Consider the following 25,375-nt stretch of genomic DNA (forward strand, 5'->3'; position numbering starts at 1 on the left):
ACATCGCCACGAACCATGACCGTTACCAAGCCACCGCCGACATGTTCTTTACCAATCAAGGTCACGTTGGCTGCCTTAACCATTGCATCAGCCGCTTCAATTGAGCCGATTAATCCCTTAGTTTCTATCATTCCTAGTGCTTCTGAGTTCATTGGGGTCTCCTTATTTCTTATGAGTTCACATTATTTGGAAGCGGGTAAAACCGCAGCCACTTCAGCATGTGGGCGTGGAATCACATGCACTGATACCAATTCGCCGACACGCTCAGCAGCTGCCGCACCTGCATCTGTGGCTGCTTTGACAGCACCGACATCGCCACGAACCATGACCGTTACCAAGCCACCGCCGACATGCTCCTTACCAATCAAGGTCACGTTGGCTGCCTTGACCATTGCATCGGCTGCTTCAATTGAGCCGATTAATCCCTTGGTTTCTATCATTCCTAGTGCTTCTGAGTTCATTGGGGTCTCCTTTATTTAATTAATTTCAATTTATCTTCACCTGATACTCCGAGTGCATTTGCTTCTTCTGTATCTAGATGACATTCTAATGAAAATGTCTCATTCACACGAATCACGACATTCCCTATTATTCCACCGCGCTCTCCCGGTAATTCCAGAGAAACAGTTTGATCATCTTGAACACCATACCGATGTGCATCATCAGGTGACATGTGGATATGACGCTTGGCAACGATGCACCCTTTCCCCAGCTGAACAGATCCCTTCGGACCAATAACTGTGCAGCCTGGTGTCCCATCTATATCACCTGAAATCCGAAGTGGTGCTTTAATTCCCATTTTAAAACAATCTGTAACCGTCAGTTCTATCTGTGTATCGTCCCTAACAGGTCCCAAAATCCGAACCTTCTCAATGACTCCTTTGGGACCTGCTATTGTAACACATTCCTGATAAGCATACTGACCTTTTTGGGAAAGATTTTTTAAAACCCCAAACTGGTACCCTCTACCAAACAAAACATCGACATCCCTTTGTGAAAGATGAATGTGATGGTTCGAAACTCCTAACGGAATCGAAAAATCGTCCTCTGTTACTTTAGTATTTTCAACTATAGATGAGAATGGAGCAGGTTCTTGTGCTGTTCCAGGAACACCACTCAGCTGATCAATAACCTGATAAAACAGACTTTCTAATGATTCTTCCATATCTCCTCCCTTACTTTTGTTTTAACGCCGATAAGATCTCTCGGACAATCGCTTCGTTATCAGAAGTATTTCCAGTGTTAACATTGTTCGGGACAGATTCTTCTACAACTACTTCTTGTCTTTTTTCAAATGCTTCTTGAATAGACTGCGGTGTTTGGTTTAAAAAGGCTTGTTGACTATTACAAACGCTGTTTTTAGAGACATGAACAGAGGCGGAGCAGGAAGCATCAACCTTGCTGACATCTGTTAAGAGCGTTTGTTTTGGCAAAGCCTGGAAAATCGCATCGTCTGACATCAGTTTGGAGATGTCCTTCAAGCCATAGGCTACCGTCTTGACATTGACGAGGTGTTTTGGTGACAAATTATCTGAAACTGAGCTGCCACCATCTGTACCACAACCCAAGGTAAAGGCAATTGGTAGACCTGTTGAAACGCCAGTCCCACCTTGACTACCTCCCGTATTGATCAAGATACGAGACGCTGGCTTGCTTGAAAAACGAAAAATCATTTCAGGGTCTTCTGTATGAAGGCTCATCGTATGGCCAATCCCATTTTGCAAAAGCTTAATACTCAGGGCACAAGCTTCTTCCCAATTTTTCACGACATAAAAACCAACAACTGTCGTCAATTTTTCAAATGACAGTGGATTTCCTTGACCGACACCTGACTGAGGACCAACCAGTAAGACTGTGTTTTCTGGAACAGAAAGCCCTACTGCCTGAGCGATAGAAAGTGCGGATTGTCCTACAAACTTAGGATTCATAGATAGATTGCACCCTTTGGAATTTCCTTTAAAGAGTATCTCGCAAACCCTATCAGTCTCTTCCTTGGTCATCATATAACAACCTTGATCTTTTAGCTCCTTAAGAACTGCCTCTTGATTAGACTCTTCACAGATAATGGCTTGCTCAGAAGCGCAAATAGTGCCATTGTCAAATGTCTTAGAAGCCACAATATTGGCAATCGCTTTTTTGACATCAGCTGTTTTTTCAATATAGGCTGGAGAATTTCCTGCTCCCACACCAATGGCAGGCTTTCCACTGCTGTAAGCAGCTTTCACCATGCCAGGACCACCTGTCGCAATAATCAAGGCGATTTCTTTAGCGTGCATCAGCTCAGTTGTCGCTTCTAATGTCGGGTTCATCACGCAACCAATAATATGCTCAGGTGCTCCAGCTTCTACCGCAGCTTTTCGAACCAATTCTGCAGCTGCAGCACTACAGCGTTTGGCAGAGGGATGCGGGGCAAAAACAATCGCATTGCGAGCTTTTATGGCAACCATCGCCTTAAAGATGATTGTGGATGTCGGATTAGTGGAGGGGGTAATCCCCAGCAGCAGGCCCATCGGTTCTGCTACTTTAAACACTTTTTTGTGCTCGTCCAACTCTAGAATACCTGAGGTTTTCTCATCTTTTATTTCATCATACAATAGCCGCGAAGCTGCATAGTTTTTGTAAGCCTTATCGGTCACCTTGCCAAAACCTGTTTCTTCAACAGCCATATCAGCTAAGTAATAAGCATTCGCTTCAACCGCTTTTACAATACGCTGAAGAATGCGATCAATTTGCTCCTCAGAAAATGCGGCTATAGCATCAGCTGCCTTTTTGCCTTGCCTTACCAAGTCTCGCGCTTCTTGAATGGAGCAGAGATCAATGTCAATTGCTTTCATTCTCTCAAATCTTCCTCTCTATCATCACTAGCTTTACCCTTGAAAGGCTTCAACCAACAGAGCAATCATTTCTCGTCTGACCAACCTTTCTAGCTCTTCCTCAGAAATGTGAATCTTGGGATTCTCAGAGACCAACGCTCTCAAGTCAGCAGCCTTAGTCTTTCTGAGCCCTCGCTCATATTCTTCCAGACTCACCTGGTGAATACTGTCAGTTACTTCTTTAGCGGCTTCTTCACCCTTTCCTGATCCTTCTGTTATGAGCTCTACGGACTCCTCAAAACTATGTGCCAAATCCTCTTCAAAACTTGCTTTTCCAACTGTCTCCGTTGACAATTCTTGTTGTTCAAAGCATTCATCTTTGGTGAGATTTGTCACATCACTATTTGCAGAAATATCTTTTGCATCATAGATAGATTGCAATTGATAATCAGGCCTTGGAATCACATGAGAACCCTGAAGGCTGCGTTCATTTAAACGTCTAACAGCACTAGCACCAGCTTCCACAGCTGTCTTAACAGCTCCAACATCTCCTTCAACGCTAATCATGACTAGCCCGCCTCGGACTTTCTCTGCGCCCAATAAGGAAACATCTGCTACTTTCAACATCACATCTGCTGCCTCAATCGCTCCAATCAATCCGAAGGTTTCAATCATGCCTAATGCTTTCATTTTGAACCTCCTCGTTACATCAAGTCAGACCAATTTGAAGGATATGTTGTGTAGAAAATTTTAGCCTGATCTGGCGATCCCCAGACAACATCTGATCCCGAAGGAACAAAGATGACATCCCCTTCTCTAGCAACATAAGTTTGACCATCAATCTCAATAGAAACAGTGCCAGAGATAACATAGTCAATCTCTTCGTAGGGCAGTTTCCAAGCAAAATTGGAACGGTCAATCGTTAAGAAGCCAGCGCTCATTTGGGATTCGTTTTTACCGACTAACTCTTGAAAACCAACCTTATCTTTAGGATTTCCTGTATCAAATTCATCCATTCTAACAGTCCCACCCTTAACCACTTTAAGACCATTGGGGTGGGAGACACTTCGATAAGGTAAGCATGGTTTTGCATTGCCTTCCTCATCATTATTGGTCAAAAACTTTTTTAGAAGCGATAGAATCTCCTCTGTGCTGATGCTATCTATGTCTTTATCTGATGAATGACTTGTTGGACAAACCTGATTGCAGGTCTCAATTGTGATTCCGTACTTTTTGGCTTCATCGTACGCAGCAGGCGTAATAATTGTCCCTTTTTCAAGGTGACACACCGACTGGCCAGCTTCATGGCAACTGACAATATCTTTTGCAACAATTAACTTTGCCATTTCTTCTCCTTTATTAGTTAAGATATGAGGCCGTTGAAAAATCCGATGAAAAATGAGAAAACAGACGACAAGTCGCGGGACTTGAGGAAGTTTTTGAATTTTATCGAGGATTTTAGGCCGAATTCAGTTCTAAGATATGGGGGCGTTGAAAAATACGCTGGAAAATGGGAAAACAGACGACAAGTCGCGGGACTTGAGGAGGACTTTGAATTTTTTCTAGGATTCTAGCTTGAGTTCAATTTAATTAAAATACACGACTATATAAGATTTAGTAGGAAAACAAGAACAGTCAAAGGAATCTGGAAGCTTTACTAATTTTCTCTAAGATTTTAGCCGTATCCATTCGATTAAGAAAATCTCTCTATTTTCCCATTTTGTTTTTTGATTTCATCATAATTCTCATCAATAATCCCAATGACTGCAGCGTCTACAGGCATCTGATCATCTCCCATCATGCGACGAGCGGCAGAGCCAGTCGCTATAATGACACGGTCTCCAATGCCAGAGCCAATGCTATCTACCACAACCAACAACTCACCTGCGCGACTGCCACCTTTGACTTCAGCCAGTAAAAATTTGACGCCGCTCAGGCTATCCGATTTGCGAGTTGCCCAGATGGTATCTACTAATTCTGCAACTAACATCTTCCCTCCTTATTCAGTCAATGACCTCTTGACTACAATTCATCGCAATACCAATTGGGGTCACAAACATAGGATTTCTCGGTTTAATTGTTCGAATCCCCAACTCCTGCTCAATAATCTTCTCAATCCCTGTGAGACAACTTGTTCCCCCAACCAGATAAATAAGATCAATATCGAACCCTTCGATGCTTTTTTTAATAATGGAAGAAATTTTTTGGACAACAGGTTTTAAAAGACCAAGCAATTCCTGATGGTTACGGGAGTTTCTCTTATAATCATCTGCTTCATCAAATGGCAACTGGCATGCTCCTGAAACAACTAAGGTAAAATGTGTTCCCCCAGTCGCCTCATCAACAGATTTAACCACCTGCCCATCTTTTAAAATGGAAATACCAGTAGTCCCACCACCAATATCCACAATCGCACCATTTATCAGACCAACGATTGTATTGGCTGCTGTTGGTTCATCAAGGAGAGCTGTTAATTCAAAACCCGCACCTTGAACAACATTTTTGACCACACCTCCATCTAAAGTAGCCATACCAGGCGGAATCGCTGCTGATGCAAAGAGAAGTTCTGTCTGTAATTGCTGCTCCAATTTTTCCTTTAACTCACGGACAATTGTGATCGCTCCAATATAATCCACAATCATGCCATCACGAATCACATCCGCTCGCCTATGAGCACCGGCAACGATATTCTTTTGATGATCCAAAACAACTAGGACGATATAAGCTGTTCCTAAATCAATCCCCGTTAGATAGTAGGGACTATCTCCTTTTATGGGAAACTGCTCTGCCTTTTCAAACTCTGCGACATACTGGTCACATGTCTTATCCCGAATCATAGCTTCCCTCCTCTGTTTTATTGAGGTAATAAGCAATCAGCTGTCCCAAACGATTAGCCACCTCTAAGAAGCGCTCACAATCAGAAGACCGATACTGATTGCTCAGCGCACCTAATTGAAAATATAGCGAATATAGTCTTCGTAAGATGCGCCCCTTAGATTTGTGAAGGCAGAGACCTACCACCGAAAGATTATCCTCAATAAATGATCGATCCACTCTCTCTGGGACTTTTTCGATCTGGATGATATGCGGAAGATTGTAATTTGCTTCTGATACGTCTACCGCCAGAGCACGCTCCAACAGCAAGATCTCCTCGGATAAAGACGAATCTAAAACGGCTAATTCTTCAGCTACTCTAAAAAATTCACAACGCATCATCAACCAATCCGACTGATATTCTCGCTTCTCCACATCTTCCTTTTCTTTCTGACAGTGACTCGGAACAACTGGAGACCATTTTCTTTTCTTCTGTAGGCTATTGTCGTCTTTAATCGTTACCTTTCGGTCCATCAAAAACGTTCTTGCGCCGGGTGTTAGCTTTGTTTGCGGTGGAATCGTGAACGTCTCAAAAGGAAATTCATGATAGGCCACTCGTAAGTCATTTTCGGTTAAAAATTTCATAAATTTCTTCTTCCATTCAACAGTTCTTCACTCCGTCACTGGACGAAAGCTCTCTTCCGTAAACCTATAAACCACGATAGATGTCTTCTAATTGTTTAACGGTAACTGGTCGCGGATTAGTCGGCGTGCACGCATCTGCAATCGCTCGTTGAGCCATTTCAGGTATTCTGCGGTTAAATTCTTCACAATCAATGCCCAACTCCTCAATTGTAGCTGGCATATTTAAGCGATTGGTCAAAGATCTAATCGCATAATTCAAGGCGCGCACACACTGCTTTGAAGAAGTTCCATAGAGCTGGAGCATATTAGCAATTTGAGCGTATCTCCTTGTTGTAACTGTCTCGCCCTCTTCTGTCAAAGAAGCATTAAAAACAATGACATGTGGCAAAAGAAGTGCATTGATTCGCCCGTGTGGCACATGAAAGAACGCTCCTATCGCATGCGAAAGACTATGACATATCCCTAAGCCTGCGTTATTAAAGGCTAAGCCTGCTAGAGAAGAGGCATTGTGCATCTTCTCGCGAGCAAACTCATTTGTAGTGCTCTTATAAGAATCAATCAAATATTTCCAGGTTAGGTTAATTCCTTTTTCTGCACAGGCGTCCGAAAAATCACTCGCATTACTAGATACATAAGCTTCCAGACAGTGCGTTAGAACATCCATGCCAGTGTCTGCTGTCACCTGAGCTGGCACACTCATGGTATAAACAGAGTCTAAAATAGCAATTTCTGGTACCAAAGCTTTATCAACCAAAGCATATTTCTCATTTCGAGTCGGATCAGAAACGACTGAAAATGCTGTATTTTCGCTACCCGTACCACTGGTTGTTGGAATCGCAATGACTGTAGGTTTCTCTACTTTTGCAGACTCCGTATAAACTTTGACTACCGCCTTTGCTGCATCTATGGCTGATCCGCCACCAAATGCAATCACGACATCTGGGCAAAACTGTTTAATCTCAACGACACTCTCAGAAATAATTTCGATAGTTGGATCCGGCACGATATGTGAAAAAATAGCCGTTTCAACATCCTTTTTTTCTAGAATATCAAGAACAGTTTTGATCATCTGACTCTTTACAATGAACGGATCACAAATGATGTAGGCCTTCTTGATAGATAGCTCAGAAAGTTTCGCTGTAGCCCCATGACCAAAAATAAATTTAGGGCCTACATTAAATTCTTGTATTTTCATTCTTGACCTTTTCTTATTACATTTACTGTCGCTAAAAGTTCCTGACATTGCTCCGATTGATTTAAATCCACTTGATAGATACTATCAACACCTGCTTCAACCAATTCCTTGCGACAGTCTTCTAAACATTCCAAATCACCCTCCTTTTGATGGACAATAATTCCTAAAACCGGAATTCTAAAAACGTTTGCAAAATTTGGGGAATACACTCTAAATTGGCGACTGCTAGGCAGCAACATCAAGATACTATCTGCTTTTTGTTGTGTCGCAATAATGTGTTGCAACATGCCCTGACTTCTCAAATACGCACTAGGAACGACTATCGTCTCTGAATAATAAGTTACTGAACTCCTAAAAGACAGATCTGACTTCCTCTCCAGTAATTGTACGATACGTTTTTTCCCACTGCCTTCTGGACCGATAATAAGCACTCTTTTTCTCATGATCGTGTTAGGTGAACCACAGAAAAGTCTAGGTTTTCTTTAAAATAATTCAAAATACGCTGCAAAGCTGTCTCCACACTCTGAACATCTCCGCTAAACATTACCGATCCTGTAAACCGATCCACAAAACAAATCTCAACATCAGCTGCTTTTCCTGCAATATCAGTTGCAATGACAGCTGTCTCGTAAGGTGTCAGGGCCAAAATGCCAATAGCGCCCTTGTGAGCAACCCCTAAACTCTCATAAACCGCTTCAATAGGAGCAGCAATGACATGTGCTAAAGTGATTTGCTTTCCAGGAACAGATTCTTGAATGATTCGGTCAATTTTTCCCAATCCATCAATCACTTAAAGCCTCCTTGTAAGATACAAATGTGTTGGAAAACAAGAGAACAACCGATGAACGTCAAGGAACAAGAGAAGCCATATCGTTTACCAAGCATTTTAGCTCAAATTCTGTTGCATATCATTAATGTTTAACAACCGTCACTGGGAAATCATAAGACAAAATATAACTCTCGATACGATCCAAATCGTACTGACTCAAGGACGGATCTCCTTCAATTGGGTATTCCATGCCCAATTGCTGATACTTATTTACCCCTAGCTTGTGGTAAGGTAGCAAGTCAATTCCATCAAAATTAGAATAGTCCTTGTAAGGGAGAAGAAACTCAACAATTGCTCTAATCTCCTCTTCGCTGTCATTGATCCCCTTGAGCATCGGCATTCGGATTTTGATATTGTAGCCTGATTCGATGACGTATCTGAGATTGGTCAAAATCCGTTCATTCCCAACTCCAGTCCATTCATTATGTTTTTTAGAATCCATATGTTTCATATCAAAGAGGAAGAGATCCACATAAGGAGCAACTGCTTGAAACACTTTATTAGGAACATGACCAGCTGTTTCAACCGCTGTGTTGATACCATCTTGCTTACAGGCCTGTAGAAGCGCCAGTGCACCTTCTGGTTGCGCAAGACATTCTCCGCCAGACAGAGTCACCCCGCCACCGGACATATCGTAGAAAGCATCATCTTCATGGATAATAGCCATCAACTCAGAAATCGTCTTGGCTTCGCCAGCAACAGCAAGTGCACCTTCTGGACAGCCTTTGATATCCTCCTTAGTCGGCAATTTTTTGGCATATTTTCGAATATCAATGGGGTGTTCCACATCCGAATACTCATAAGGGACTGGGTTGTTTTCATTTTTGTATTTAAAGCAAACTTTGCCCAGCGGACAGGTCGCAGCACAACTATTATAAGGCTTACACAGGGTTTCCTTGTACATCATATTGGTGCCAAACTCCAATCCTTCTGGATTTGCGCACCATTTACAGCGCATAGGACAGCCCTTGAAAAAAACAATCGTCCTAATACCTGGTCCATCATAAAGGTTGTATTTTTGAACATTAAAAACGTTAATCCGTGTCTCATGTTTTTTGGACATTACCACCACTACCTTTTATCCCTGTTATTGAGGCTGGGACAGACCACCGTGATGGCTTCGCCCTCACCCACAAAAGCATATAACCGTTGAAGATCACGTATAATAATCCTAGTCTCTACAAAATCACTTTGTCTAACGAACAAGACGCAGGGGTTGGGAATAAGAGTTGCTGACTATGCCAACTCAATCTTACCCCTGCACAGGTCGGAGCTGAGTAGATGATCCAGACCCACTCAATTCATTGAGCCAAAATGACATTTCATAGATGACAAAACCGAATCTTTCGGCTTACCAACTTTTGTGCCATTCCCAATAAAATGTTATTAAATATTAGTCAGCACCGTACGTGAAATAATTTCATCCTGTACATCTTTACACAATTCAACGAAGAAGGCACTGTAGCCCGCTACACGGACAATCAAATCGCGGTATTTCTCAGGATGTTTCTGCGCATCAATCAAAATCGAGTTATCTAAGTAGTTGAATTGCATTTCACCATTTCCGAGAATACTTGCCGTTCTCAAGAGGGTAATCAAGCTTTCTTCACCTTGAGGCGTATCTAGCAATCCAGCCATAATCTTGAAGTTGTGCACCATACCGATGTTCATATTTTCATTGGCCATCTTAGATACAGACTTGATAATGGCAGTTGGGCCTTTGGTGTCCATACCGTGGTCTGGAGAGATGCCATCTGACAATGGCGCCCACGCGCGACGTCCTGAAGCAGATGCTCCTGTGATTTGACCGAGTGGCGTATTGTTTGAGATAGACAAGGTACCGTGACTCAAGATTGAGTACAGTGTCTTGTATTTACGGTGCTCCTCTTCAGTAAATTCAATGATATCTGACGCAAAGTAATCGACATAGTCATCGTCATTACCATATTTTGGAGCTGCAAGACAGTCTGCTCTGACTTGCTCATAGCCTTCAAAGTCAGCGACCATGGCGCGGTTCAATTCTTCTAGGGTGTATTTCTTATCTTCAAAGACTAATTTCTTGATGGCTGCCATAGAGTCTGCATAGTTGGCAAGACCTGACCATACAACCCCAGGACCGAAGTTATACATGGCACCACCAGATTTCACACCACGGCCATTTTCCATGGTGCCTTCATACATCATAGACATCAGTGGTACAGGTGTCAATTCACGTTGCACACGTTGTGAAATCACAGTCATCACAGACGTCCATTTAGTAACATACTTGATGGTTTCCTTGACTGCTGCTTCAAATTGTTCAAAGGTTTTATACTGATCAAGCGGCCCCATATCTGGTGTGACAGGCTTGCCGTACCATAGTGGCACACCATGGTTTAGAGTGGTTTCGATCAAGATAGGCCATTGGGTATAAGAAGTCGATGTCCATTGGTAGAGACGACCTGATTTCTGTGGTTCCACACAGCCCATGAGACAGTAGTCACGCGCATCTTCCATTGACACCCCTTTGGCCAACATCATCTTGATATGGCTATCATCAAAGTGGCAAGCTGGGAATCCAACACCGGCACGCACCACATCTACAATCTTCTTCAAGTATTTACGAGGTGATTTGTTATTGATACGTGTTGCAAGAGTTGGTTGATATACTTTAACATGACGAATAGCATCCATGAGCAAGTAAGTCAAATCATTTGTCGCATCACGGCCTTCACGCGTAACACCACCGACACACATATTAACGAATGGCTGGTAACCTGCGAAGAATTTAGAAGAGCCTTCTGATGTCAACCACATCATTTCAGACATCTTAATGAACATAGAACCAGCAATTTCAAATGCTTGGAAATCTGTCATCCGACCTTCTTCGATGTCTTTCTTGTAGAATGGATACATGTATTGGTCCACACGACCGATGGACAAGCCTGTTTGGTTTTCTTCACAAAGGAGCAAGTGTTGGATCGTTACCAAGTACTGCATTGCTTCCCAGAAAGTTTCTGGCTTGTGAGCTGGTACATTGGCATTGACACGAGAAATCATTTCCAATTCCGCCTTGCGTTTTGGATCTGTTTCCTTGCTAGCCAATTGCGCCGCATAGTCAGACATCCGTTTTGCGTAGATCATCACACCCTCAGCTGTCAAGATTTGCCCTTTGTAGAAGTAAATCTTTTCAAGGTCATCTGGATTAGCATAATCCAATTTTGCGAGATGGGCTTCTGCTTCTGCCTTGATATCCAACATCCCTTTTTTCATACCGACAACGTCGTAACCTGGATTAGAGTCACCACCACCAGATTGGGCATGGTAAGAGCAGTCTGAAACAAAGGATTCACCTGATAATTCCCAGGCACCCGCTTCACGGTATTGTGATTCACAGGCTTCGTCAACTGATTTACCAGTCCAATATGGGAAAATTTCTTCTACCAAGATTTTCTTATCTTCTTCTGACAAATCGTATGGGTCTTGCGGACGAGTAGAAACCGTGTCTAATTCATCCCGCAACCAACGCCAAGAAATATCTGGTGAGAAAGCACCAAACCGTGCGCCGCCATTTGGCGCACCAACTAACAATTCATGGTCTTGAATCACAAGTGGTGCGATTTTACAAAATTCTTTAAAAGCCGTTCCACGAAGCACCGCTTTTGGCATGCCTTCATTTTCTTTTGATACGCGAGTCAAGTTGATCGCGCGGAGTAATGAAATCGTTGGACGAGCATTTAAGTATTGATTTTTCAACGCTTGCAGACGAGGCGTAATGCCATCTGGCACTTCCGTTCCTTCTGCTGCGATGACTGAAGCTGTTGTCTGCTTAGCCTCTGGTTTCGTAATCTCTCCAGATACACTCTGGAAAAGTTTGGTCAGTGCTTGGCGCTCCTCAGCACTTAATTGTTTTGTTGCTTCTTCTAATTTAGCCGTAAATTCCTGCATTTCCATTTGACTATTGTCCTTTCTCAATAAGGGCTGGGCTCAAGTCCAAACCCATTCATTTTGCTTGGTAAAACGAGCTAATCGCAGTGGTTTAGAGATATACGACTGCTATTCCTATACATCAGCCACTGCTAATTGGTAGCGTTATCCACTTTTTAAAATCCAATCATCCATTCGCTATTTTCAATCGTAACTGCGCGAGAGGATGACGAACTCTTTTTAGTTAGTAAAATGTGAGCTCGCTCTCAGCGATTTTAACATTCTAAAGCAAATCCAATCCTTCTCGTGTATGTCCAATGTTTAGGGGTAATGTTTTCTGAACTAAAACCTCGTCCAGTTGTAATACCACCTAAAATTAAGGATGGTGCAAACGCTGAGATAATCCCTGTCGCTGCACAAGCAGTCGGTGCGTTGACAACGATACGACCAACAGCTTTCACCAAAGCAAATTCCTGAATAACTTGCCAATTTTTGGAATGAATGGTTAGGGTGTGCCCCATTTTCAGTTCCGCCAATAGGCGCATACACTTAGTGCAAGCCAGAGTCCAGTCTGGCTCAAGATAAACCAAAATGATTGGACAGAGTAACTTTTGATTGAAAAAATCCTCTTCATTCATATAATCTTGTACAGACACAAGAACCTTTGTATCTGGCGGAACAGAAATTCCCGCCTGATCCGCAATCCAAATCGCTGATTTTCCGATATAATTATCTACAATATTTTTTTGTGATTGTTTTAGAAAAGAAACTAATCGCGGCAAATCTTCTGCTGTTAAAAGATAAGCACCATTAGCCTTCATCGCAACTATAAGCTCATCAGCTATGACGTCTTCAGTGACAAGAAATTGCTCTGCCCCTGGTAAAATTCCGTTATTAAAACTTCTTGAATGAATAAGGTCCTCAACAGCTTGCTTGATATCAGCCGTTCGTTCAATAAAGACAGGGCCAGATGACTCTCCACCATAAATAAGAGGAGTATTTGTCTGAAATACCTTTGTCACATACTCTGGACACCCAATATTGACGATCAAGGATAGCTTATCGCTAGCCAATAATTCTAAAACAGCAGCATCGCCACTATTTTCTAAAATCACAATGCTTCCTTCAGGGAAGCCACATTTTTCTGATAGTGTAACGAGGTTTCTAAGACTTTTAATGGTTGAGGCTTTTGATAAGGTATTAGCTACTAATATCAGAGAATTTCCTGATTTTATGGCCAATAAGAGAAGATTTACTAGCAAGGTAAAGGTCGGATGAGTTGGTAACAAAACTGCTACAACTCCAAGAGGAACACCAATTTCAATGGTCTTATCAGCAACATTTCCACCTATAATCCCAACGTATCGTTCGGGTTGAATCGTCTGTGTAAAACGCTCCAAAAACTTGACACAGAGCTCGGCCTCGTCCTCTACAGTACCATAACTATTTCCCTGAACAAAATCATCAATCAATTGCTCTTTTTCCTTTAGCACTTCCTCAATAAAGGCTGCACTGTAACCGTCTAAATCAGATTGCATCAGCTGCTTTAACTGACTAGCAACCATCTGAGCATTTTGCAATGAGTTACGAGCTTCTTGAATAGCATCTAAATCTTTGTCAATATACCTCATTTGGCACACCCTCTTACTCAGAAGTTTCCTCTGGAAGCAAAACTGATAGGGAATACCGATCGATAATCTTTCGTAAATCCTCATGTGGACCTGGGATGACAACGTGACTGTAAACTTCCGTTCCCATCTTCTCTACCGCTCTTACTCCAGCATCCACTGCTGTTCTACAGGCCTCTGTCTCCCCTTGAACGATGACAGAGATGTAACCCGAAGCAGTATTTTCGTATCCAATAACTTCAACATCCGAAGCCTTTACCATCGCATCAGCTGCTTCAAGCACATAAACCAATCCGAATGTCTCAATCGCTCCAATTGCTTGATATCTTTCCACGATTTTCTCCTTTACACATTGTCAATGTCATGCACGGAAACAATATCCCCAACTGTAGGAATTGGCCTTGGCATGACATTATGTGACGTCAACTTTCCAATGGCTGCGGCTGCAGCTGCGCCAGCTTCTACAGAAGCCTCAACCGCAGCAACATCTCCAACAACCATAATCGTTACAAGAGTAGAGCCAACATTTTCATATGATACCAGTTTGACATTACTTGCTTTTAACATTTTGTCACAAGCTTCTAAAGCTGGAACCAATCCTACGGTTTCAACCAGACCTAGCGCTTGTCCACCATAATACCTCATTTTGCTCACTCCTTTCAGTGTCTAAATTCTTTTACAACATACTTCTCAACAGCTGATTGACCATCTTCTGTGATTTTATAACGGATTCTCAAGTTGCCCAATTCATCTAAGTCATAACCCGTTTGTTCCAGATAGCCATTACATTCCAGTGACATCAAATGTTCTAAGAAAAGCGGCTCTGTAAACTGCTTTTCCCTACCATATTGAGATTTTAGGGCAAGCATCACTTGCTGTGTATCAGCTTCATCAACCGTAGACATGTAATTTAAAACAGCTGTTCGTGCCGGTAGTAAACCCATCTGTTACACCTCTTTTTTTCTAAATAAGTCTAGTGGATTCGTTGTAACCAAAATCGCACCTGCAATAATGACAATCGAGCCAATCACAATAGTAGCTGTCAGCGGCTGATTGAGAAATAGAATACTTAATAATACTCCCCAAAATGCATAGGTAATGTTCAACGACATACCAACCGCTGTACCAACCATGGCATTTGAACGATACCACTCGGTATAAGAAAAACCAGCGAGCACTCCAGAAATCAACAACAAGAAGAGCACCCAAGGCGATGCTAAGACACCTGCGAACAAATCTGTCGCACCAATCAATGGAACAATAATGAGCATCTGAATCAACCCAGATACGAGCTGTCTTAATGTTACCGTCACCTCAGAATCCAACATCGCTCCACCAAAACTTGAAATGGTTCCTTCTAAGCCCCAGCAAACTGCAGCCAAAACCGCTAAGATAATCCCCAGAGTAAAATTAGGAGCACCATCTGGCTTGACTAGGTTGATAATAATCGCACCTATCACACATAAAAGCATGCCACCCATAACCCGTTTATCCAGTTTTTGCTTTAAAAATATCGCTGCAAAAATCGCACCAAATGCGGCTGTTGTCGCTGAAATCGGAATCGCAAAAGCACCCGCCAAATACAACCCTACTAGATAGGCACCGTTAGCTACAGGGCCACCAAGTACATAACCTAGAAGCATGATTTTCCCTGGCTTAGTCGCAAGTGTCCTACCAAGCTCATGAAATTTCCCAGTTCTGATCACATTTAGCAATAAAACACAGCCCCCTAGAAAGTCATTAAGTGCTCCTGTTACAAAAGGAGCTGCTAGAATCCCAACTGCTGACTTGACTGGGTCATAACCCTGAGCAATCATAATAACGAAGGAATAAAGACCGTAGAACAAGCCCGATACAGCACCGCTTCGGATACCCTCTGAGCGGAACTTCTTGGTCATTTCCATCATTTTCTGTTGTGCACCTATGCCTACTTGATTAACACTACTGACATTTTGTCCCATGCAATGATTACCTCTTACTTCCCAGTTTTATTTTGTGTTTGGCAAAATCGTTTCAACTTCAGTATGGGGACGTGGAATAACGTGGACTGAAATCAATTCGCCTACTCTCTGCGCTGCTGCTGCTCCGGCATCTGTCGCTGCTTTTACAGCCCCAACATCACCTCGGACAAGAACTGTAACCAGCCCTCCACCTACGTGCTCTTTCCCGATTAAGCTGACATTCGCAGCCTTAACCATAGCATCAGCTGCTTCAATAGAACCAACCAATCCTCTTGTTTCAATCATTCCCAAAGCTTCGGAATTCATGATAGTACCTCCATTTTTTTATTTTTTGACTAAAATAACTGACACCGTGCTCCTAAAATAAAGTTCACCCCAATGATAAACTAGCGGTGCTCTATGTTCATTTTCTAACAAAATCACTTCTATTCAATTGTAAGCCCTTACATAAGGTCAAAGTCAATCCTTTTTTTAAAATTAGAAATATTTAAATTTTCAGAAATTATAAATTAAAGAAAAAGTTCACAATTAGTAGGCTTAAAAGGAATTTTAATTCTTGCCACTGTTTATTTATTTTAGGTTAAACATTACTTTTTAACCAGAAAAAGACAAGTCATTCCAGCTTAAAAAAGAGCTATTTCCTTTCAAAACTTTATCCTTAGGGAAAAGTTTACGGGCAATAAATCAGATAAATTAAAAAGACAAACCCTATAAAAATTAGTTTGTCCTTGCTATACTATTTTTTAGTTTAATAGTCAAAATGGTCAGTTCATCGGTCGCGCTAAGCTATTCTTATACTCAAAGAGTATTACTGGCTATCGGAATGATGATTTCCGTTACAAATTCCTCTAGGTTTTGCGTAACCCAATAATCAATGACATGGCGCTCATAACATTCATCCATGAGCAAATAGTTATTTTCCTGACTATACTGAATCATTTTTTGATAAGTGGTATGGATTAAATCCAAGGAACCAATATGGTAGCAACTTAAAGCCATAAATCCACCAAAAGTGATGAAATCTAGCGATTCAGGAAAACAGTGCTGCAAGATTGTGACCTGATGACTATTTCCTGACATTTTTTCCTCGTAGGAATCATACTTCAAAATAACTGGCCCAGAGACTTCTAACCCTCTGTCGCTCAAAAACTTCGTCCACTCAAGATTGATAATCGATTCTTTGTGATTATAAGTGTACGATTGTTTATTTTGAAAATAGCTTTTCTCCTCAGGATAGTATTTCAAATTAATCATGGGAACATTACCTGAAAAAGTCTCTTTCACTTGATTTTGGAGACACATTTCTCCTTCAATGATAAGCTGCAACCAGTCATCAACAGATGCTAAGGCAACTAATAGTTCATCTCGCTCTGCCTTTAACTCCTCTTGTCTCTTCTTTAAGTAGTGATAATTATTAGAGCAGCCCGCTCCAGTGACTAATTCCTTAATTCGCTTTAAATTTAAGCCAATCTGCTGATAGTATTTGATAATCGGAATCAAAAGCAGTGTTTCCTTGTCGTAATACCGGTAGCCGCTATCTTCGGAAACATGTTTGGGATGAATTAAATCTAGACTCTCATAATAGCGTAAAGTCTTGGTAGACACACCACTCATATCAGCAGCCCGTCCAATCGAAAATAAACTTTCTCTTACCATAACATCTCCTTCATTTTTTAGTATATGCAAAACCTAAATATTATTTTTTGAGGGTAAAAAAACAGATCAGTTCTAAGAAAGAACCGATTCAATCAAGCACTTTACGCTTGTTCCAAATAACTGTCTATCCTATAATAAGTAAAAACAATACTATCTGCGAAAAGAGGCAAACTAGCATTAGTTAAGATAAACCTATTCAATTGGTCTTACCTTTTATTTATCTGAATGAACTCGGAATCATTATACACTGCTTTTTTAAGTTTTGCAACCGCTTTCTAGTAATATTAAAATTTTCAGACAATACAGTCATCTATAGTTATCTTGAACTGGCTTCCCATCGATCAAAACTATTGGCCAGACTAAAACACCTGTAAACCTTTGTCTAAAGCCATTATCAGACTCTATTTAAAGCCACTCCGTAACAAGATTTACGGAATTACGTTTATCTCTTTGAAAACTGAGCACATCGAAAATGAAGCTAGTCTTAACAAGTCTCGTTTGGTGTCAAAATAAACTGATCACAAGTCTTAACTTACGCTCCTATAAAGATCAGATGAATTGTCATAAGCGATATCGCTTAGGGATTATTTACATCCTGCGTTAGACCACTTCCAGTTCAATATCTCTCTGTTATTATTCTAATGGCAGTTGCTGTCAAAGAATTGATGGTAGAACATAAGCGATTCATCATCGCTTCAAGAGATTGAAAAAGCTGATCGTAGCCTAAATTTGTTCAATGGCAGTCATCTCAGACACATAAAGAGGAATAAACAAAAGTCTGAGACAGACCACCATGATCATTTCCAGGCTTATAATCATTTTGAAGATTAAGTATCAAAAGTCTTGTCTAAACAACAAAAACGAACAAAGTTGGATTTCAGCTGATCGAAATGCTGCCTTTGTTCGTTTTTAGATGTTCTGCAAAGTTTTAGATAAAAATCTTTTGTCTTAGATGCTTCATAAGACTGGGACAGACTGTCATGATGGTCTGTCCCAGTCTCGTTCTACTGTTTAAAATCCTTCAAATAAATCTTCAAATCACGCAACATATCCTTGCGTCCTCGAAAAACCTCTCCTCCCATGAGACGGTCAAAATTGTCCTGCAAAGGCTCTGGCAAAGCCTGTCGGTACTGCTCCAGCATGTCTCGCAAAATGACCCGATCAGCTGTAGCCATCTCACGAATGTAGAGCTTATGCGCTACCTCGCTCACTTCCTCATAGTTTTGGCGGTTGAGCTTGCGCTTGTCACTCTCCTGCTTACGAACCATGTCCAGCACGTAATTCCGAAACTTGGTCTTGAAAAAGCGGAATAACTCTCCTTCATTGTTTTCAATCCCTGGGCAGGCGGTCAACAAGCGTGATAAGGTCAGCATCCCTTCCTGATCCCAGTCTTCTTGATCCCACAGCTGGATGTAGTAGTCCTTGCGCGTTTTGTGCACGATGGGTGCCACCTTTTTATAAATAGATTCAAATGTCATCACTATCTCCTTTAGCATTCTTTTGTTAAGATAGGAGCATTGTAACCTATTTTTAGCGCCCTGTGGTCAGGATTTCATAAACGGTCGCCTTTCACTCACCAATGGTCAAAATGAAAAATCCCGAGAGAGTACTCACGAGATTTATCCTATGCTTAGAACTTGCATTCACAAGCAAGCTCCTTTGATTCAGAAGATCATTTTTCGAACATTAAAGCAGTTTACGTTCCAACTCAAACCTTCTATCCTCAGCCATATCTGTGGTTCATTCTCTGCTATTCAAAGCAAACTGAAAGACTGACTGTATTTTACGAGACTAGCGTCATACTGATTGGTGTGAACACAAGGTCCTACACCGCATTATTGCTCCGCCGCAGCCCCATCATTAAGCTTGTCCCAGATGATGACTTTATTTTGCGCTAGAGACTTTTGCACGTCAATAATACGTTGATTGGAGGATCCTCGGAACTGAAGCATAAGATTTTTCTTGGTCCGATCAAAACGTCCATCTACCAAGATATCTAGATAAGAGAGCAACTCTAACTTATCTGGTGTCTCCAGCAGCATCTCCTCCCAGGTATAACCCGTCCAAGACCAAATGTCCTTAGTTGGCAATTCCCTGCGGATGCGTTTGACCAAGGGAAGGAGAATCCCTGTGTTCAGAAAAGGCTCGCCACCCAGAAGGGTCAAGCCCTGAACATAGGGCTGAGCCAAATCAGCCATAATCTGCTCCTCCAGTTCTGGTGTATAAGGAATACCTGCTTTGAAATTCCAGGTCGCTACATTGTAGCACCCCTCACAGTGAAACATACAGCCCGAGACATAGAGGCTACAACGCACACCCTCGCCATCTACAAAATTAAAGGCCTTATAATCGATAATACGACCTTGACTAAGTTCCTCAGCCTTCCATTCCTGAGGTTTGGGATTGTTCATATCACTTCTCCACTAAGATAGAACGGACCTTGAAGCTCCGTGGAAAAATTAGAAATCAGAAGATAAGTCCTAAACTTGGTACTACTAAAGTATAAGCGATTTTATACTCAAATGAATTAGGAATGACATTCTTCATTTTAGTATACTTTGGGGAGTAAAATGAGGTAGGCTCAAAGGTGCTCAATCTCGTTTCTTTGATTTGAACAGGTTGACGCAGATGTTGGCTTCGCCCCTCACCCCCAAAGCATGTAACCGTTGAAGATTACGTATAAAAAGTCCAATCTCACCTCTCATCATTTGCGTAAAGTTCTCAGCGCAGTGGTTGATTGGCAGATTTGTTCGTGTTTTACACTCAAAATCCAGCCTAATCAACTGTGCGGGGGTGGGAAAACGAACTCTTTTTTGATTGCTCGAGTTATTTCCCACTCCCAATGAACCACTGCTAAGTGGGGGTGAAACGACAAAATCGATTTCAATGATATCACAACTTCTGTCTCACTCCCATCCTAGACTCTTCTAAATTTCTCTCGTTTTTAGTCCCTGTTTTAGTTAAATCCAATAACGCTCAGTGCCCTCACGAACATCTTCCAAGTTTCCACCGTTAGCCAATATGACTGCACGACTAGCAATATTGGTTTGGTCACAGGTCACAAGAACCTTCTCAATATTTTTAGATTTGGCCAGCTCAAGACCCTGAGCCAGCATTTCCTTGGCATGACCTCGACCTTGTTTGCTTGGACGCACCGAATAGCCAATATGACCTCCATGCGTCAGCAGGTAATCATTGAGTCGCAGGCGGAGATTGAGAAAACCGACTGCTTGGCCAGTCTCGTCAAAACCGACTAATTGGATAGCAGGCACCCACCCCTCTGGCAGATTGAGCCCTAGCTCTTGGTCAAGATTAGTTAGTAACCATTCTTCATAATCAAAATCATCCGCTGTCCAAAAGCCACCGTCATGGGCGGAACCTGAATCTTCAAACTCTGCTATCATGTCTAAAACCGTTTCGCGGTCATCTTGTTCTGGTCGTCGTAGTCTTATCACTATTCTCTCTCCTTAGAATTTAGAGCACCAACAGGCTTCTTAGAGCTGCGAACTGATCATGGATAGTCTGACTGAGCCGGCCTGCTGGACGATACTCCCAGCCTAACCAGCCCGATTTTTAGCAGCACAAATAGCTTAGGACCTGTATTCACAAAGGAAGATTTCCCAGATTAGCTCTGATTTTAGGGACGATCAAGGCAGATTTTTTTGAAATACTGACGTATTTCAAAAAAATCTAACGATGAGTGGCTCCAAATAAGAGCTGAGATGGGAAATATGCCTGTGAATACAGGTTCTTAGTTCTTCTTGGTCAATTTTTGAGCGAACTGCGCCTTGAGAGCCCTAGCCTTATCTGCCTTGTTCTTGTTTTCAGATGAATGCTTCTCGTGGAAGCGCTCCACCTGCTTCATCCCCTTATAATCTAATTGGTACTTTCCCATTTTCTCTCTTTTCTAGTGTTTCATATAGGCCCGTGGCAGACAATCATATTTTTTAAAATCTGAATGTTATTCACCTGGATTTTTAATGGTTGACCCATTCATGTGTTTAACGCGGGCTGAGATTTCCTTGTGACGGCCATTGACCATCGGTCTGGCCTGAGGGTTTCCCAGATAACCACAGGTTCGCTTAACCACATCAACTGTCTTCGGATCATGATTACCACAGTTAGGGCAGGTAAAGCCACGCGCTGTCGGCTCAAAATCTCCCTCAAAATGGCACTCATAACAACGGTCAATCGGGGTATTTGTTCCCAAATAACCAACCCGATCGTAGGCATAGTCCCAGACGGCTTCTAAAGCTTTCGGATTTTGCTGAAGGACAGGGTATTCACAATAATGGATAAACCCACCGCTAGCTCCGACCTCAGGATAAATCTTTTCAAAGTCTAATTTCTCAAACGGTGTCGGGTTCTTGCGAACATCATAATGGAAGGAGTTGGTGTAGTATTCCTTGTCGGTGATGTTCTCAACAATACCAAATTTCTCAGTATCTAAGCGACAAAAACGGTCCGTTAGACTTTCAGATGGCGTTGAGTAGATGGAGAAATGATAGTCATATCGATTAGACCATTCATCTGCTAAACGCTTCATCTCACGAATAATGTCAACTGTGAACTCCTTTGCCTCAGGATTGTTTTCCCAATTTCCGCCATAAAAGACAGTAGCCACCTCGTAAAGACCGATATAGCCCATAGAGACAGTAGCCCTGCGATGCTTGAAAACTTGGTCTACCGCATCATCTTTAGCCAGACGCTTACCAAAAGCACCATACTGGTAAAGGATTGGTGCATTAACAGGTGTAGCTTCCTTGACTCGCTCCACTCGGTAAACTAAGGCGTCATGAAGAATAGCCATCCGCTCGGCGAAAATTTGCCAGAATTTATCCTTATCACCTGCTGACTCCATAACAATCCGAGGAAGATTGACCGTCACCACACCTAAGTTCATCCGGCCTGAATTGACCTCGATACCATTTTCATCCTTCCAACCTTGAAGGAAGGAACGACACCCCATAGGCACCTTGAAGGAACCCGTCAACTCGACAATCTTGTCGTAGCTGAGCATGTCTGGGTACATACGCTTAGTCGCGCACTCAATAGCCAATTGCTTGATGTCATAGTTAGGTGAATCTGGCTCTAAGTTGAGACCACGCTTAACAGTGAAAATCAACTTTGGAAAAATAGCTGTGCGGTGTTCAGCACCCAAACCCTTGATACGAATGTTGAGAATGGCTTTTTGAATTTCCCGCGCCAGCCATGATGTTCCAAGACCAAAACCAAGCGAGGTAAAAGGTGTCTGACCGTTAGAGGTAAAGAGAGTGTTTATCTCGTACTCCAAGGACTGCATCGCATCATAAATATCCTTAGTGGTTTTCTCACGCGCATAGGCTTCGCGCTTGTCCTCTGCCACCCAAATCTCAGCATCAGCCATATGTTTTTGATAATTTTTAGCCGCATAAGGAGCTAGTGTCTCATCGATACGGTCTGCCGAGCAGCCACCGTACTGGCTGGACGCGACATTGGCAATAATTTGGGAAATCTGCGCTGTCGCTGTCTGAATGGACTTAGGCGTCTCCACATCAGCATTGCCAATCTTAAAACCATCCCGCAACATGCCTTCAAAATCGATCAAACAACAATTGGTCATAGGTGTATAAGGACTGTAGTCCAGATCGTGGTAGTGAATATCTCCCTTTTGGTGGGCATTAGCCACATGACTAGGGAGCATCTTGAGGCCAATGGATTTCCCGACAATCCCTGCGGTTAAATCGCGTTGGGTATTGAAAACATCACTGTCCTTATTGGCATTTTCATTGACCACAGTCTGGTCCTTGTTAATCAGCTTGTCAATTGAAAAATTAATGTCCGTCGCTTGCGCGCGTGCAAAATCACGGTCTTTTCGATAAGTGATATAAGCATCGGCCAGCTGATAGGCTTTGCTCTCTAAAAGCTCGTGCTCGACAATAGCTTGGATTTCGTAGATTTTAACATCCGTTTGAAAGCGACTAAAAATCTCTGCCACCGCTCGGTCCGTGATATATTCAATCTCTTTTTCCAAGAGCGGCGTCATTCCTCCAATCGCCTGTGCTGCTTTAACGAGAGCTTGATAAATCTTATCCCGATCAAAAGTCACCCTTCTACCGTCCCGTTTAAGAACAAAAAGAGTTGCTACTTGGCTCATGTTTTCCGACCCCTTTTCTAAACCTTAAAAGCTACTTCGCCAAATTTCTCATCCATTACCTGATGAGTCTAGCCTTTAAGGTGGCTTGATAATATCTGTTACCTATTGTAGCACTTAAAAGATAAAAAAACAATATCTTGTGTGAGTTTTTAAATTTTTTATTTTAAAAACACAAGATATTGTTGTTCTATTTTAGGCGATAAACCTTGAATTCATGCAGGTTCAGGTCGATTTCCTCATAAGATTTAGCCAAATGATTGGCAAAAGAATCAAGCATCGGTTGATTTTGATTGACCACTACATAACTAGCCCTGTCATAACCGAGCGCTAGGTTAAGATCCGACCGCTTATCTTCATCAACCAGATAGGTATCTGGCGTAATGTACGCAGCTGAAGCCCAACGACCGCTTTCTAGGTAGACCAAGGCACTATTATCCCAAGCATAAATTTTCTCATCTTCGCCCGTATTAGCCGCAATATGCTGAGCGACAAGAAGGCGCTCTTCCTGAACCCTCGCTTGGCTAACCCACAACCAAGCAGGATAAGCAACGAGATAAAGAAGCGCAAGGATCGGCAGAAAACCATTGAGCGCAACATAAGACTTAGGCTCTGTGTAGTCAATAAATTCATCATCATCTGAAGGCAACACTTTGATTGTGCTAGCCATATAAAGCCCCGTCAACAAAAGACCGTGTGGCAAGAGAGGAATCAGATTGGAGACAGAAAATGGTGTTTCTAAAACGGCTAAGATAGCAGTCGTCAAAAACAGGAGATAAAGAAAGATTGGGATAGGCTTGTTGTCCGAAGCAACTATGGCCATCACACCATAAACCAAACTAGTCAGAAGTCCTGTCACCAACACTAAACCAGCAGCAATCATCAACGGAAGAAAACTCGTTTTCAAGCTAAGTCCTAAGGTTGTCAGAGGATAAAGGAAAGTTTGCTCAATAGCTGCGCCAATATTTTGATACAAGACGGTATAGTAACCAGCAAGGTATACAATCAGCAAGAACCCCAGTACTGTCGCTAAAAATTGGTAGAACCCACGCGCTTTGCGCTTCCACCTCCAATTAACCACAGCCAAAAAAACGAAACTCATTAACCACAGGAGGATGCTTTTAGGATCAATCAAGAAAGCCAATGCTCCATTAAGGCCAAATAATATGAACCCTTCATCTCGAGTATCTCCTGACAGGTACCGCAACATAAAGGACAGGCCATTGAGAACAAAAGGCAAGGCAAAAAGAGAAGCATATAGGCCACCCCATCCCAGACAGGCAAGGCCGAGGTAGAAGGCGAGAAGAATCTGGCGACTGATCCCATCATGATAAGTCAGGAACCAAATAATCCGATAAAACAGAGCACCTGACCAAATCGTGAAAACAAACTGAATCCCCATCAGAAGCCATGGTGAACCCCAAAAGTTTCCAAGCATGGTCAAAAGATAGAAGATCAGACCATCTGTCCCAAAGAAATCGAGATAGGGAATATAATTTGCTACCATAGCCGCCCCAGCATAGAGGTTCTGAGACTGCAAACTGTCTGCAAAACGCATCAGCAGAGGATTAGCTACACTAAATACTGCCATCAAGGCACTTAGCCCAAAAATTATCCCCCAAGGTAGATGAATCCTTGATTCTCTCAAAGATAAACGAGAGCTTTTCTCTTCACGCTCAACTGGCACTTCTTGCCGCTTTTCATTTCTGAGACGGCTTTTCCTGCCATGCTTTCCACGCGGGTATAAACTTTCCATACGACTGTACTCACTCATTGGTAACTCCTTACTTCCTAG

General features: G+C 42.3%; 27 protein-coding genes. All 27 read right to left on the minus strand.

From position 1 onward, the window contains the following. Window positions 1-152: BMC domain-containing protein (locus A3I5_RS0110895; protein WP_018374643.1), on the minus strand; the 152-nt coding region annotated here is incomplete at its 3' end. 30 nt (window positions 153-182) lie between these two features. Next, a complete protein-coding gene (locus tag A3I5_RS0110900; RefSeq protein WP_018374644.1) occupies window positions 183-461 on the minus strand; it encodes a BMC domain-containing protein in 279 nt (92 codons plus the stop codon). A gap of 11 nt (window positions 462-472) precedes the next feature. After that, window positions 473-1,165, minus strand: a complete 693-nt coding sequence (pduL, locus tag A3I5_RS0110905) for a phosphate propanoyltransferase (protein ID WP_018374645.1) — start codon at window positions 1,163-1,165, stop codon at window positions 473-475. A 10-nt stretch (window positions 1,166-1,175) separates the two neighbouring features. Next, window positions 1,176-2,834: an acetaldehyde dehydrogenase (acetylating) gene (locus tag A3I5_RS0110910; protein WP_018374646.1), complete on the minus strand. Its 1,659-nt coding sequence runs from the start codon at window positions 2,832-2,834 to the stop codon at window positions 1,176-1,178. Window positions 2,835-2,867: 33 nt separating this feature from the next. Then, complete coding sequence (locus A3I5_RS13005) at window positions 2,868-3,503, minus strand: BMC domain-containing protein (protein ID WP_018374647.1); 636 nt, start codon at window positions 3,501-3,503, stop codon at window positions 2,868-2,870. A gap of 14 nt (window positions 3,504-3,517) precedes the next feature. Further along, window positions 3,518-4,159: a cupin domain-containing protein gene (locus A3I5_RS0110920; RefSeq protein WP_018374648.1), complete on the minus strand. Its 642-nt coding sequence runs from the start codon at window positions 4,157-4,159 to the stop codon at window positions 3,518-3,520. Window positions 4,160-4,506: 347 nt separating this feature from the next. Beyond that, entirely contained in the window at window positions 4,507-4,803 is a 297-nt protein-coding gene (locus A3I5_RS0110930) for a EutN/CcmL family microcompartment protein (RefSeq protein ID WP_018374650.1), read from the minus strand. A gap of 13 nt (window positions 4,804-4,816) precedes the next feature. After that, the gene (gene eutJ / locus A3I5_RS0110935) at window positions 4,817-5,650 is read right to left on the minus strand and encodes an ethanolamine utilization protein EutJ (protein ID WP_018374651.1); all 834 of its coding nucleotides are present in this window, start codon (window positions 5,648-5,650) and stop codon (window positions 4,817-4,819) included. After that, window positions 5,637-6,272 (minus strand): hypothetical protein, encoded by a 636-nt coding sequence (locus A3I5_RS0110940; protein WP_018374652.1) that lies wholly within the window; start codon window positions 6,270-6,272, stop codon window positions 5,637-5,639. The genes eutJ and A3I5_RS0110940 overlap by 14 nt, the downstream gene beginning before the upstream one ends. A gap of 64 nt (window positions 6,273-6,336) precedes the next feature. Continuing rightward, window positions 6,337-7,467 carry a 1-propanol dehydrogenase PduQ gene (locus A3I5_RS0110945; RefSeq protein ID WP_018374653.1) on the minus strand — a complete coding sequence of 377 codons (1,131 nt, stop codon included), beginning with the start codon at window positions 7,465-7,467 and terminating at the stop codon, window positions 6,337-6,339. Continuing rightward, complete coding sequence (locus tag A3I5_RS0110950; protein WP_026217045.1) at window positions 7,464-7,910, minus strand: EutP/PduV family microcompartment system protein; 447 nt, start codon at window positions 7,908-7,910, stop codon at window positions 7,464-7,466. Before A3I5_RS0110950 ends, A3I5_RS0110945 begins: the two co-directional genes overlap by 4 nt. Then, window positions 7,907-8,257 (minus strand): BMC domain-containing protein, encoded by a 351-nt coding sequence (locus A3I5_RS0110955; RefSeq protein ID WP_018374655.1) that lies wholly within the window; start codon window positions 8,255-8,257, stop codon window positions 7,907-7,909. The genes A3I5_RS0110950 and A3I5_RS0110955 overlap by 4 nt, the downstream gene beginning before the upstream one ends. A gap of 121 nt (window positions 8,258-8,378) precedes the next feature. Next, complete coding sequence (cutD, locus tag A3I5_RS0110960) at window positions 8,379-9,359, minus strand: choline TMA-lyase-activating enzyme (protein ID WP_018374656.1); 981 nt, start codon at window positions 9,357-9,359, stop codon at window positions 8,379-8,381. Between the two features lie 323 nt (window positions 9,360-9,682). Then, complete coding sequence (cutC, locus tag A3I5_RS0110965; protein WP_018374657.1) at window positions 9,683-12,229, minus strand: choline trimethylamine-lyase; 2,547 nt, start codon at window positions 12,227-12,229, stop codon at window positions 9,683-9,685. Window positions 12,230-12,477: 248 nt separating this feature from the next. Then, window positions 12,478-13,833, minus strand: coding sequence for an aldehyde dehydrogenase family protein (locus A3I5_RS0110970; protein WP_018374658.1), 1,356 nt, complete (start codon window positions 13,831-13,833; stop codon window positions 12,478-12,480). 13 nt (window positions 13,834-13,846) lie between these two features. Then, the gene (locus tag A3I5_RS0110975; protein ID WP_018374659.1) at window positions 13,847-14,164 is read right to left on the minus strand and encodes a BMC domain-containing protein; all 318 of its coding nucleotides are present in this window, start codon (window positions 14,162-14,164) and stop codon (window positions 13,847-13,849) included. 11 nt (window positions 14,165-14,175) lie between these two features. Beyond that, on the minus strand, window positions 14,176-14,475 hold the full coding sequence (locus A3I5_RS0110980) for a BMC domain-containing protein (RefSeq protein WP_018374660.1): 300 nt from the start codon (window positions 14,473-14,475) through the stop codon (window positions 14,176-14,178). A gap of 14 nt (window positions 14,476-14,489) precedes the next feature. Further along, complete coding sequence (locus A3I5_RS0110985) at window positions 14,490-14,774, minus strand: hypothetical protein (RefSeq protein ID WP_018374661.1); 285 nt, start codon at window positions 14,772-14,774, stop codon at window positions 14,490-14,492. Between the two features lie 3 nt (window positions 14,775-14,777). Continuing rightward, window positions 14,778-15,791, minus strand: a complete 1,014-nt coding sequence (locus tag A3I5_RS0110990) for a DMT family transporter (protein WP_018374662.1) — start codon at window positions 15,789-15,791, stop codon at window positions 14,778-14,780. 27 nt (window positions 15,792-15,818) lie between these two features. Then, on the minus strand, window positions 15,819-16,097 hold the full coding sequence (gene eutM / locus A3I5_RS0110995) for an ethanolamine utilization microcompartment protein EutM (protein WP_018374663.1): 279 nt from the start codon (window positions 16,095-16,097) through the stop codon (window positions 15,819-15,821). A gap of 492 nt (window positions 16,098-16,589) precedes the next feature. After that, window positions 16,590-17,447, minus strand: a complete 858-nt coding sequence (locus A3I5_RS0111000; protein WP_018374664.1) for a MerR family transcriptional regulator — start codon at window positions 17,445-17,447, stop codon at window positions 16,590-16,592. Window positions 17,448-18,451: 1,004 nt separating this feature from the next. Continuing rightward, entirely contained in the window at window positions 18,452-18,925 is a 474-nt protein-coding gene (locus A3I5_RS0111010) for a sigma-70 RNA polymerase sigma factor region 4 domain-containing protein (protein ID WP_018374666.1), read from the minus strand. A 357-nt stretch (window positions 18,926-19,282) separates the two neighbouring features. Then, a complete protein-coding gene (gene nrdG, locus A3I5_RS0111015; RefSeq protein ID WP_018374667.1) occupies window positions 19,283-19,858 on the minus strand; it encodes an anaerobic ribonucleoside-triphosphate reductase activating protein in 576 nt (191 codons plus the stop codon). 549 nt (window positions 19,859-20,407) lie between these two features. Beyond that, window positions 20,408-20,899, minus strand: a complete 492-nt coding sequence (locus A3I5_RS0111020; protein WP_026217047.1) for a GNAT family N-acetyltransferase — start codon at window positions 20,897-20,899, stop codon at window positions 20,408-20,410. Between the two features lie 299 nt (window positions 20,900-21,198). Continuing rightward, window positions 21,199-21,342 (minus strand): hypothetical protein, encoded by a 144-nt coding sequence (locus A3I5_RS12770; protein WP_018374669.1) that lies wholly within the window; start codon window positions 21,340-21,342, stop codon window positions 21,199-21,201. A 66-nt stretch (window positions 21,343-21,408) separates the two neighbouring features. After that, window positions 21,409-23,583, minus strand: coding sequence for an anaerobic ribonucleoside-triphosphate reductase (gene nrdD / locus A3I5_RS0111030; protein WP_018374670.1), 2,175 nt, complete (start codon window positions 23,581-23,583; stop codon window positions 21,409-21,411). 187 nt (window positions 23,584-23,770) lie between these two features. Beyond that, entirely contained in the window at window positions 23,771-25,354 is a 1,584-nt protein-coding gene (locus tag A3I5_RS0111035; protein ID WP_018374671.1) for a hypothetical protein, read from the minus strand. Window positions 25,355-25,375 lie beyond the last annotated feature (21 nt).

This window comes from Streptococcus merionis DSM 19192 (genome assembly GCF_000380085.1).
Taxonomy (GTDB): domain Bacteria; phylum Bacillota; class Bacilli; order Lactobacillales; family Streptococcaceae; genus Streptococcus; species Streptococcus merionis.